Annotated in this window: 11 protein-coding genes; 1 reads left to right on the forward strand and 10 read right to left on the reverse strand. The window is 70.5% G+C overall.

Annotated elements, in window-relative coordinates; genetic code table 11:
- Positions 1–35: 35 nt before the first annotated feature.
- Together HW577_RS12535 and HW577_RS12540 are read right to left on the reverse strand one after the other, a co-directional pair.
- A complete protein-coding gene (locus HW577_RS12535; protein WP_198376473.1) occupies positions 36–737 on the reverse strand; it encodes an ATP phosphoribosyltransferase regulatory subunit in 702 nt (233 codons plus the stop codon).
- 52 nt (positions 738–789) lie between these two features.
- A complete protein-coding gene (locus HW577_RS12540; protein ID WP_198376474.1) occupies positions 790–1,731 on the reverse strand; it encodes a spermine/spermidine synthase domain-containing protein in 942 nt (313 codons plus the stop codon).
- Between the two features lie 60 nt (positions 1,732–1,791).
- On the opposite strand from HW577_RS12540, the gene HW577_RS12545 reads away from it, so the two are divergent.
- A complete protein-coding gene (locus tag HW577_RS12545; RefSeq protein ID WP_198376475.1) occupies positions 1,792–1,935 on the forward strand; it encodes a hypothetical protein in 144 nt (47 codons plus the stop codon).
- Between the two features lie 6 nt (positions 1,936–1,941).
- Here the strand turns inward: HW577_RS12545 and serA are convergent, their stop codons facing one another.
- The 8 genes from serA to HW577_RS12585 form a co-directional block, all read right to left on the reverse strand.
- A complete protein-coding gene (gene serA / locus HW577_RS12550) occupies positions 1,942–3,540 on the reverse strand; it encodes a phosphoglycerate dehydrogenase (protein WP_198376476.1) in 1,599 nt (532 codons plus the stop codon).
- Positions 3,541–3,543: 3 nt separating this feature from the next.
- Positions 3,544–4,722: a phosphoserine transaminase gene (locus HW577_RS12555; RefSeq protein WP_198376477.1), complete on the reverse strand. Its 1,179-nt coding sequence runs from the start codon at positions 4,720–4,722 to the stop codon at positions 3,544–3,546.
- Between the two features lie 84 nt (positions 4,723–4,806).
- A complete protein-coding gene (locus tag HW577_RS12560; protein WP_198376478.1) occupies positions 4,807–5,622 on the reverse strand; it encodes a DUF1217 domain-containing protein in 816 nt (271 codons plus the stop codon).
- Positions 5,623–5,657: 35 nt separating this feature from the next.
- Positions 5,658–6,467, reverse strand: coding sequence for a bifunctional hydroxymethylpyrimidine kinase/phosphomethylpyrimidine kinase (gene thiD / locus HW577_RS12565; RefSeq protein ID WP_198376479.1), 810 nt, complete (start codon positions 6,465–6,467; stop codon positions 5,658–5,660).
- Positions 6,468–6,558: 91 nt separating this feature from the next.
- Positions 6,559–7,917 carry a phosphoglucosamine mutase gene (glmM, locus tag HW577_RS12570; protein WP_198376480.1) on the reverse strand — a complete coding sequence of 453 codons (1,359 nt, stop codon included), beginning with the start codon at positions 7,915–7,917 and terminating at the stop codon, positions 6,559–6,561.
- Between the two features lie 90 nt (positions 7,918–8,007).
- The gene (gene folP / locus HW577_RS12575; RefSeq protein WP_198376481.1) at positions 8,008–9,057 is read right to left on the reverse strand and encodes a dihydropteroate synthase; all 1,050 of its coding nucleotides are present in this window, start codon (positions 9,055–9,057) and stop codon (positions 8,008–8,010) included.
- Positions 9,058–9,208: 151 nt separating this feature from the next.
- Complete coding sequence (gene ftsH / locus HW577_RS12580) at positions 9,209–11,134, reverse strand: ATP-dependent zinc metalloprotease FtsH (protein WP_198376482.1); 1,926 nt, start codon at positions 11,132–11,134, stop codon at positions 9,209–9,211.
- On the reverse strand, positions 11,131–11,470 hold a 340-nt coding region (locus HW577_RS12585; RefSeq protein ID WP_198376483.1), incomplete at its 5' end, for a hypothetical protein. The genes HW577_RS12585 and ftsH, both read right to left, overlap by 4 nt.

An 11,470-nucleotide genomic window follows, 5' to 3' on the forward strand; every position in this document is an offset into this window, starting at 1 on the left:
AACAGTGGGGGGCGTGCCGGTGCGCTCCCTTCCGATCAGCCCAGCGCGGCCAGCGCGCCATCCGCCGGGCCGGTCGCGGCCATCAGCGCCGGCAGCGCGGCCAGCACGCCGCCATGCCCGTTAGCAATCGCGGTGACGTCCGCGCTGTCCTTGCGGTCGAGCGCGCGCGCGAGGTTCTGCCGCAGCGGCGCGGCGATCCCGGCAGCCTCCATCAGCGCCGGCACGAGCGTCGGCAGCGTGACGTCGAGGCTCACCTCCATGACGCCCACGGCGGCCAGCGCCTCGACCGCGACGAGCGCGACCTCGGCATCGGCGGCCGGCGCGGCGCCGCCGATCAGCTCGACGCCGGCCTGCGGCAATTGGCGGGAGGGGGCGAGGTGCGTCCCGCGCACCCGCAGGACCTGCCCGGCGTAGCACAGGCGCAGCGGGCGCGGATCCTGCGCCAGCCTCGTCGCCGCGATGCGCGCGACCTGCGGCGTGGTGTCGGCGCGCAGCCCCATCATGCGCTGGCTGACCGGGTCCATCAGGCGGAAGGTCTGTTCCGCGACCGCCGCGCCGGAACCCGCCAGCAGGCTGTCCTCGAATTCCAGCAGCGGCGGCTTCACCCGCTCATACCCATGGGCGGCGAAGATGGCCATCATTGCCTCGACGAGCGCGGCCTCGCGCTCCGCCTCGGGCGGCAGGAGGTCGGCGAGGCCGGCGGGCAGCAGGGCCGGGTTGGGCAGGTCGTCGGTCATGGCCGGCGGAGGGTGTGGCAGGGGCGCCCGCCCGGGGCAACCCCCGCCCCCATCATGGCGCGCCCGCGGCGGCGAGCAGGGTCCGCACGGGCTTCGAGAGCGTCCGCATCCGCTGCAGCGTCGCCCCGTCCATGGCCTTCAGGTCGAGCCCGCGCGCGGCGATGCGCCCATCTGCCTCCTCCGGCGCGAGTGCCGCCGGGTCGTGCACGTCGCTCGCCAGCAGGAAGCCCCATTCGCTCCAGAAGGAGGGCACCATGGCGGAATAGGAGGCGAGGTGGGCGAAGACCGGGCGGAGGTTCCGCCGGACCACCGCATGGTCCTCGACGCCGTTCGGGTTGAGCTCCATCGCCTGCACTGCCAGCACGCCGCCGGGCGCCATCCGCCGCTTCACGTCGCGGAAGAAGCCCTCGGCGAAGAGCGCCTCGGACGGGCCGTCCTCGAAGGCATCGACCAGGTCGAGGATGACGATGTCGAAACGCTCATCCCCGCCCGCGACGTAGTCGAGCCCGTCGCCGATGACGAGTTCCAGCCGCGGATCCTCGAAGGCGCCGCGATGCCAGGACGGCAGGTGCTCGCGGCAGATGTCGACGAGTTCCCCGTCGATGTCGACCATGACGACGCGGGTGACGGAGGAATGCCTCAGCGCCTCCCGCGCCGTCGCCCCTTCCCCGCCGCCGACGATCAGGACGGACCGCGGCGCGGGGTGCAGCAGCATGGCGGGCTGGACCAGCGCCTCGTGGTAGATCGCCTCGTCCTCCTCGGCCGATTGCAGGTGGCCGTCGAGGACCAGGATGCGGCCGTATTCGACCGTCTCCAGGATGCGGACCTCCTGCTCCTCGGTCTCGGTCTCGAAGATGGTGGCCGCGATCTCGTACCAATGGCCCTCGGGCCAGGAGGCATCCTCCTCGAAGATCGCTCGGGGGGCCGTGCGGCGGGGGTTGTGCGTCCAGTTGCCGGGGTCGGGCCGGGCGGCCGGCCGCGTCGTGTTCACCATCCCTCAACGATCCTGCCGCAGTCTAGGGGAAGGATCATGCCGGTCCGGATCGGAGGTGTCATGTCCGAGGTCACCGCCAACGCCATTCTGCCCGCCGACGAGGCGCCGTCCGAGGACGACCCCGGCCGCGCCTGGGTCAACGCGACCATGATTGCGCTGCCCCTCTGGGCCGCCATCATCGCGCTGCTGGCGGCGTATTTCTGACGCCGCTCAGAACGCCAGCGCCGTCGCCTGGACCACAAGCGGCAGTTTCCTGACGCCGCCGAGGACCGGCTCCGGCATCGGGCCATCCAGCCCCACCAGGCAGATCGCATCCCCCCCCGGCGCCGAGCGGCCCAGGTGGAAGGTCGCGATGTTGATGCCGGCTTCCGCCAGCGCCATGCCGAAGCGGCCGATGAAGCCGGGCTTGTCCTGGTTCGTGACGTAGAGCATGTGCGGCGCGAAGTCGGCCTCCACCGCGATGCCCTTGATCTCGACGAGCCGCGGGCGGTTTTCCGCGAGCAGCGTGCCGGCGATCGACTTCTCGTACTTGTCGGTCACCACCTTCAGCCGCACCAGCGTCTGGTATTCGCCGCTGCGCTCGACCGTCGTCTCCGCCACCTCGATGTCGCGCTGCCGCGCGAGCACCGGGGCGTTGACCATGTTCACCGCGCCCATCAGCGGCGTCAGCACGCCGGCGAGTGCGGCGGCGGTCAGCGGGCGATGGTTGAGCTCCGCCGCATGGCCTTCGTACTCGACGCGGATCGCCTTGATCGCGCCGTCCTGCGCCGCCGTCAGCTGCCCGGCCATCGCGCCCAGCAGCCGGGCGAGTTCCATGTAGGGCTTGAGCCGCGGCGCTTCCTCGGCGGTGACCGAGGGCATGTTGATGGCATTCGATACCGCGCCGGTCAGCAGGAAATCCGCCATCTGGTCGGCCACCTGCAGCGCCACGTTCTCCTGCGCCTCCGCCGTCGCGGCCCCCAGATGCGGCGTGCAGACCACGTTCTCGAGGCCAAACAGCGGGCTGTCCGTCGCGGGCTCCGTCTCGAACACATCGAGCGCGGCGCCGGCGAGGTGGCCGGAGGTCAGCGCCTCGGCCAGCGCCGCCTCGTCCACCAGGCCGCCGCGGGCGCAGTTGATCAGCCGCGCCCCCTTCTTCAGGCGGAACAGCGCGTCGCGGCCGAGGATGTTGCGTGTCTGCTCGGTCAGCGGCGTGTGCAGCGTGACGATGTCGGCCCGCGCGATCAGCGTGTCGAGCTCGACCTTCTCCACGCCGATCTCGACCGCGCGCTTCTCGGACAGGAAGGGATCATAGGCGATCACCTTCATGCGCAGGCCGAGCGCCCGATCGGCGACGATCGAGCCGATATTCCCGCAGCCGATCAGGCCGAGCACCTTGCCGGTCAGCTCGACGCCCATGAAGCGGTTCTTCTCCCACTTCCCGGCCTTGGTGGAAGCACTCGCCTCCGGGATCTGGCGCGCGAGGGCGAACATCATGGCGATCGCGTGCTCGGCCGTGGTGATGGCGTTGCCGAAGGGCGTGTTCATCACCACCACGCCGCGCGCCGTCGCACTCGTCACGTCCACATTGTCCACGCCGATGCCGGCGCGGCCGACCACCTTCAGCTGCGGCGCGACGTCGAGCAGTTCGCGCGTCACCTTGGTGGCCGAACGCACCGCGAGCCCGTCATAGGGCGCGATGATGGCGCGGAGTTCCGCCGGGGAGAGCCCCGGCTTGAAGTCCACCTCGATGCCGCGGTCGCGGAAGATCTGCACCGCGGCGGGGCTGAGCTTGTCGGAGATCAGGACTTTCGGTGTGCGCACGAGCATGTCTCAGGCCACCACGATCTCGGAGGCGACGGTCGCGAGCGCCCAGTCGAGCCAGGGCAGCAGCGCCTCGATGTCGGATGTCTCGACCGTCGCACCGCCCCAGATGCGCAGGCCGGGCGGGGCGTCGCGATAGGCGCCGGCGTCGAGGGCCACGCCTTCCTTCTCGAGCAGCGAGGCGATTTTCTTCGCCGCCGCCGCCTGCGCCTCCGCCCCCATCACGGTGAACCAGGGCGCGGTGATGGTCAGGCAGATCGAGGTGCAGGACCGCGTCGCCGGGTCCTCGGCCAGGAAGTCGAAGCCGGGCTTCGTCGCGACCCAGCGGGCGATGGCGGCGAGGTTCGCCTCCGACCGCGCCACCAGGCCCTTGAGGCCGCCAACACCTTCCGCCCAGCGCAGCCCGTCGATCGCATCCTCGACGCAGAGCATGGATGGCGTGTTGATCGTCTCGCCCTTGAAGATGCCCTCGTTCAGCTTCCCGCCCTTCGTCATGCGGAAAATCTTCGGCATCGGCCAAGGCGGCGAATAGGACTCCAGCCGCGCGACGGCGCGGGGCGAGAGCGCCAGCATGCCGTGCGCGGCTTCACCGCCCAGGACCTTCTGCCAGGACCAGGTCACGACATCGAGCCGATCCCAGGGCAACTCCATCGCGAAGGCCGCGCTTGTCGCGTCGCAGATGGCGAGCCCCTCGCGCTGCACCGGGATGAAATCCGCGTCGGGCAGCCGTACGCCCGAGGTCGTGCCGTTCCAGACGAACACCACATCCCGCGTGGCGGCATCGACCTGCGAGAGATCCGGCAGCCGCCCATAGGGCGCCTCGATCACCCGGGCATCCCTCAGCTTCAGCTGCTTCAGCGCATCCGTCGCCCAATCCTTCGAGAAGGACTCCCAGGCGAGGACGTCCACGCCCCGCGCGCCGAGCATCGACCACATCGCCATCTCGACCGCGCCCGTGTCGGAGGCCGGCACGATGCCGAGCCGCCAATCCGCCGGCATGCCGAGGATCGCCTTCGACCGATCGATCGCCTCGGCCAGGCGCGCCTTCGGGTCCTTGGCGCGATGGCTACGACCCAGCATCGCGCCTTCGAGCGCGGCGAGCGACCAGCCGGGACGCTTGGCACAGGGACCGGATGAGAAACGGGGGTTCGCCGGGCGGATGCCCGGCTTCGCGGCGGCGATCGCCATGGTGTTGCTCCCTTCCAGAAGCGGATGCGTCCCGGTGGGGGGACGTGGCCCGGGGGAAGGGTTACGCCCGGGCGGGGGCGCCGATCAAGCCCGGATCGACAGGCCCGTAATGACCGCCATCGGGTCGCTCGCCTGCGCCGCCTGCGACTCCGCCGCCTTGTTCGCCGCGACGATCAGGTAGCGCTCGGCGAGCTTCCGCACCGCGCGGTCATCCTGCAGCGTCTCGAGCTTCATGCGCGACGTGACGGCGCGGCCCTGCGTCTCCACCGACTGGATCGCCATGGAGTCCGGCAGGCCGAGCGCGCCGGTGACGACACGGCGGATCACGCCATCGCCCAGCACGCCGAAGACATCCTTCGCGTTCTTCGCCGCCTCCAGGAAGTAGAGCGCATCCGCCAGGCCCGGCTGCTGCTCGTTCAGCCCCAGCCGGTACTGGTACTTCACGAAGGCATCGGACAGCCGCTGCACCATCGCCGGGTCGCGCAGCGCGTCGAGGCCCTTCTCCCAGGCGCCCAGCGTCTCCGCCGCCGCCTTCCACGACGACCCCAGCTGCGCCGCGACGCCCTTCGGATCGGACGGGTCCGACAGCAGCGCGCGCCGCACCATGCCCACATTCGCCGCCTGGTCCGGCAGGCCCAGCGCCGGCATCAGCACCTGCAGGATGCGCGGGTCGGACAGCGCCTTCTCGATCGTGTCCGCCTTGTCGAGCGCCCGGCGGAACTGCGCCAGCGTCGTGAGCGTGACCGGGTCCTTGCGCTCCTGCGCCATCCCCTTGGCCTCGGCACCCGCCTCGGTCACGCGCTTCAGCGCCGGGATCGCCGCCGCGGCATTGCCGGAGGACGATGCCCCGGACGCCTGCGCGCCGAACAGCGCCTGCACCTGGGTAAGGGAAAGGACCATCCCACCCGTTTGGCACGGGACGGGCAAAGAAAGCGTTAACGGAGGATCCGCGCGGGATCGACCGTCACGCCATGGTCGAGCGGCCCATGCCCCGCGCCATAGCCCGGCGCGGCCGCGATCGCCGCGCGCACATAGGCCCGCGCGCGCACCACGGCATCCCGCAGCGCCATCCCCTGGGCGAGGCCCGTCGCGATCGCGCTCGCCAGCGTGCAGCCCGTGCCGTGCGTGTGGCGCGTCGCGATGCGCGCATCGACGAACTCCTCGACCCCGCCCTCTGTCACCAGCAGGTCGGTCACCGTCTCGCCCTCGAGATGCCCGCCCTTGAGCAGCACCGCCGGCACGCCGAGCGCGCGCAGATCCGCCGCCGCGGCGCGCATCCCCGCCACGTCGCGGATCAGCCGGCCGACCAGCACCTCGGCCTCCGGCAGGTTCGGCGTGATCACGGTCGCCAGCGGCAGCAGCCGGGACTTCAGCGAGCCCACCGCATCAGGGGCGAGCAGAGGGTGCCCGCCCTTGGCCACCATCACCGGGTCGGCAACCAGGGGCACGCCCGCGGCGCGCTGCACGATCTCCGCCGCCACTGCCTCGATCACCGGAACATCGTGCAGCATCCCGGTCTTGAGCGCGTCCGCGCCCAGATCATCCAGCACCACCGCCATCTGCTGGCGGATGAAGGCCGGATCCACGGCGACCACGCCATGCACGCCGAGCGTGTTCTGCGCAGTCAGCGCGGTGATCGCGGTCATGGCGAAGCCGCCCAGGGCCGTCACCGCCTTGATGTCGGCCTGGATGCCGGCACCGCCGCCGGAATCACTGCCGGCGATGATCAACACACGTCCCTGCATCGACGTCCTCGAAAAGAAGGAATGGGGGGAGAAGCGAACTTCTCCCCCCATGCCCCCCTCAACCTTCTTTATCAACCTTCAGGATCAACCTTCAGGCCGCGCGGGCCTTGGCGCGGATCGTGTCGGCGAGGCGGGAGACCGTGGCCTCGACGAGGGATTCCTCCTCGGCCTCGGCCATGACGCGGATCACGGGCTCCGTGCCGCTCGCGCGGATCAGCACGCGGCCACGCGCACCCAGCGCCGCCTCCTCCTCCGCGATCGCGGCCTTGACCGAATCCTCGCCGAGCGGGGAGGCACCGGCGTAGCGGACATTGACCAGCCGCTGCGGCAGGGGCGTGAAGCAGCGCAGCACCTCGCTCGCCGGCCGCTTCTCTTCCACCAGCACCGCCAGCACCTGCAGCGCGGCGATCAGCCCATCCCCCGTCGTGCCGAAATCCGGCATGATCATGTGGCCGGACTGCTCGCCACCGAGGTTGCAGCCCTCCTCGCGCATCCGCTCGCCGACATAGCGGTCGCCCACCGCGGTGCGCAGCAGCTTGAGGCCACGCTGGCCAAGGAAGCGCTCCAGGCCCATGTTCGACATCACCGTCGCCACCACGGCGCCGCCGCGCAGCGTGCCCTGCGCGTGCCAGGACCGCGCGATCAGCGCCAGGATCTGGTCGCCGTCGATCACCTGGCCCTGCTCGTCGATCAGCACCACGCGGTCCGCATCGCCATCCAGCGCGATGCCGAGATCGGCACGGCGTTCGCGCACCAGCTCCGCCAACTGCCCCGGCGCGGTCGAGCCGACCCCGCGGTTGATGTTGAACCCATCCGGCGCGACGCCGATCGACACGACCTCCGCGCCCAGCTCCCACAGCACCGTCGGCGCCACCTTGTAGCCAGCGCCATGGGCGCAATCGACGACGATGCGCAGGCCTTCGAGCGTATGCCCGCGCGGGAAGGACTGCTTCGCGGCCTCGATATAGCGGCCCGGCGCATCTTCCATCCGGCTCGCGCGACCCAGACGGCCCGGCGGCACCAGCGCGGCGGCGAGATCGCCGGCCATCAGCGCCTCGATCTCGCACTCCTGCTCATCGGTCAGCTTCAGACCGTCCGGGCCGAACAGCTTGATGCCATTGTCCTCGAACGGGTTGTGGGATGCGCTGATCATCACGCCCAGATCGGCACGCAGGCTGCGCGTCAGCAGCGCGATCGCCGGGGTGGGCAGCGGCCCCACCAGCACCACGTCCATCCCCGCGCCGACGAAGCCCGCGGTCAGCGCGGGTTCGAGCATGTAGCCCGACAGCCGCGTGTCCTTCCCGATCACCACGCGATGGCGGTAGGTGCCGCGGTTGAAGTAGCGACCCGCGGCCTGGCCGAGGCGCAGCGCGGTCATCGCATCCATGGGCGCGCGGTTGGCGGTGCCGCGGATTCCGTCAGTGCCGAACAGGCGGCGCGTGCTGGACATGGTCCCTCTCAGTCCCTGCATCATGAACGACCGGGCGCGCCCCACGCCCTCACGAAATCGTATATCAAAAAGCGCGCATGTGGAAGTTTTTCAGTCATGCGACGCCGGCGGCGCGCCGGCCTGGCAGGCGCGCCAGACGGCCAGCGCCTGAACCGTCTCCGCCACGTCGTGCACGCGCAGGATCGACGCACCGCGCGCCGCGCCCGCCAAGCAGGCCGCGATGCTCCCAGGTACGCGCCGTCCAGCCTCCTCCACACCCGACAGCGTGCCGATGAAGCGCTTGCGCGACGCGCCAAGCACAACCCGGCAGCCGAGCGTCGCGAGCAACGGCAGGCGATCGATCAACGCAAGGTTGTGTTCCATCGTCTTTCCAAAACCGATACCCGGGTCGATGGCGATTCGCCCGCGCGGAATCCCCGCCGCCTCGCAGGCCGCGATCCGCGAGGCGAGGAACTCCGCCACCTCCAGCGCCACGTCGCCATAGGTCGCGAGCGACTGCATCGTCGCCGGGTCGTCGCCCGGCATGTGCATCAGCACCACCGGCGCGTCGGTCGCGGCGACGAAGGCCATCGCCTCGGGGTCGTGGCGCAGCGCGGAGACGTCGTTGACGATCTCCGCCCCCGCATCGAGCGCGGCGCGCATCGTCGCGGCGTTGCGCGTGTCGATGCTGACCGGCGCCGCCTTGGCGAGTTCGCGGATAACTGGCAGCACGCGCGCCGCCTCCTCCTCCAGCGTGACCGCGGTCGCGCCGGGGCGGGTCGATTCACCGCCTACGTCGAGGATATCGGCGCCTGCTTCCAGCATGGCGTGTCCCGTGGCGATCGCGGCCTTCGCGTCGACATGGCGGCCGCCATCGGAGAAACTGTCGGGCGTCACGTTCACGACGCCCATCACCAGCGGGCGGTCCGCCGGCAGGCCGGCGAAGGGCGCGGGGCGCTGCGCGATGGCGTCCAGCGCCTCCCGCCAATCCTCCGGCACCAGGTTCACCGGGCCGACGCCGAGATCATCCCCATCCTCGATCAGGCGGACGAAGGCGAAGGCGATGTCGCCGCCCTGCAGCGGCAGGGCGAAGCCTTCCCGCAGCGCATGGAAGGCGACGGGGCCGGTGATCAGGCCGAGCGGTTCGATGATGCGAGGCATCGGAGGGGCTCCGCCCCTCCGGACCACCCCGGCAAAGGCCGAAAGGCCTTTGCGAACCAACACATGGCGCGGGGCGGGGCGGATGGGGCCAAAATGAAACGGGGCGCGCCTGGCATAGCGCGCCCCGTCACGAAGTCCAGGGGAAGAGCCCTCAGGTGGCCGGGGCGGCACCGGGGCTGAGGCCCGGCGGGCGCGGCGCCGTGGGGCGGCCGGCCGCGGGGACGCTGCCGCGGGAGGGCGCGACAGGCTCGTCCGGACGGTTGCGCACCACCGGCTCGCCACGGATCACGTTACGGATCTCGTCGCCCGACAGGGTCTCATGCTCCAGCAGGCCCTTGGCCAGCAGGTGCAGCTCGTCCATGTGCTCGGACAGGATCGTCTTGGCCCGGGCATAAGCGCCGTCGATGATCGCGCGGATCTCGCCGTCGATCTTACGTGCGGTTTCCTCGGACAGGTTCTTGGTCTGCGTCACGGAATGGCCGAGGAAGACCTCCTGGCTGTTGTCGCCATAGGCGATCATGCCGATCACGTCCGACATGCCCCATTCGGTGACCATCATGCGCGCCTGGTTGGTCGCCATCTTGATATCGCCCGAGGCGCCGTTGGAGACCTTGTCGGGGCCGAAGATCAGTTCCTCCGCGACGCGCCCGCCCATCGCCATGGCGAGTTCCGCCTTCAGCTTGGACTTGTGCTTGGAGTAGCGGTCGCCCTCCGGCAGCGACATGACGAGGCCAAGCGCGCGGCCGCGCGGGATGATCGTCGCCTTGTGCACCGGGTCGCATTCCGGCTCGTGCATCGCGACCAGCGCGTGGCCCGCCTCGTGATAGGCGGTCATGCGCTTCTCAGCCTCGCTCATCACCAGCGAGCGACGCTCCGCACCCATCAGCACCTTGTCCTTCGCCGCCTCGAACTCCGCCATGCCGACGGTGCGGCGGCCGGTGCGGGCTGCGAGCAGCGCCGCCTCGTTCACGAGGTTGGCGAGGTCGGCGCCGGAGAAGCCCGGCGTGCCGCGCGCGATCACCTTCGGATCGACGTCGGAGGCCAGCGGCACCTTGCGCATGTGCACGCGCAGGATTTTCTCCCGCCCGTTCACGTCCGGGTTCGGCACCACGACCTGGCGGTCGAAGCGGCCCGGGCGCAACAGCGCGGGGTCGAGCACATCCGGCCGGTTGGTCGCCGCGATGATGATGACGCCCTCGTTGCTCTCGAAGCCGTCCATCTCAACGAGCATCTGGTTCAGCGTCTGCTCGCGCTCGTCATTGCCGCCGCCCAGGCCCGCGCCGCGATGCCGGCCGACGGCGTCGATCTCGTCGATGAAGATGATGCAGGGGGCGTTCTTCTTGCCCTGCTCGAACATGTCGCGCACGCGCGACGCGCCAACGCCCACGAACATCTCGACGAAGTCCGACCCCGAGATGGTGAAGAAGGGCACGTTCGCCTCACCCGCGATGGACCGCGCGAGCAGCGTCTTGCCGGTGCCCGGCGGGCCCACCAGCAGCACGCCCTTCGGGATCTTGCCGCCCAGGCGCTGGAACTTCTGCGGGTCGCGCAGGAAGTCCACGATCTCCTCGAGCTCGGCCTTCGCCTCGTCGATGCCCGCGACGTCGTCGAAGGTGACGCGGCCCTGCTTTTCCGTCAGCAGCTTGGCCTTGGACTTGCCGAAGCCCATGGCTCGCCCGCCGCCGCCTTGCATCTGCCGCATGAAGAAGATCCAGACGCCGATCAACAGCAGCATCGGGAACCAGGACATCAGGTAGTGCAGCAGCGGGTTGACGTCGCTCTCCTCAGGCCGCGCCACGACGCGCACGTTGCGCTCCGTCAGGCGGGTGACGAGAGAGGGGTCCTCCGGCGTGTAGGTCTGGAAGCTGCGCCCATCGGTCAGCTGGCCCGTCAGGGTGCGGCCCTGGATCGAGACCTCCCGCACATGGCCGGCATTCACCTCGTTCAGGAACTCCGAATAGGCGACCTGCTGTGCGCTGGTCCGTCCCGCGCCCGAAGGCTGGAACAGGTTGAAGAGCGCCACGAGGAGCAGGGCGACGATCACCCAGAGCGCGAGATTCCGACCGAAATTGTTCACGTGCGCGTGTCCGTCTCCATGCCGGAAGGATATTCCCCCCGGCCTTCGTGAGTACACATAAGGTCGGGTTGACCACCCTTGAATGGTCGGCCCGAAAACTCCCTGCCCGTGGTCCCCGGCGCGAAGATGATCGCGAAGGGGACGCAGGCCTCAGGGGAAGGATAGAGCAGCGAAGGCACCGCGGCCAGCGCGCCGTTCGGCGCGCGGATCGCCGGCAGGGCGCGACGGACCGCGGCGGGCAGGCGCGCATCCCCCGCCACCCGGTCGGGGCCCAGCGCGCCCAGGCTGAAACCCGCCCGCCCCGGCCCCTTCAGCCGGAAGCGCCGGTCCCACACG

Source organism: Neoroseomonas rubea (assembly GCF_016106015.1).
GTDB classification, from domain to species: domain Bacteria; phylum Pseudomonadota; class Alphaproteobacteria; order Acetobacterales; family Acetobacteraceae; genus Neoroseomonas; species Neoroseomonas rubea.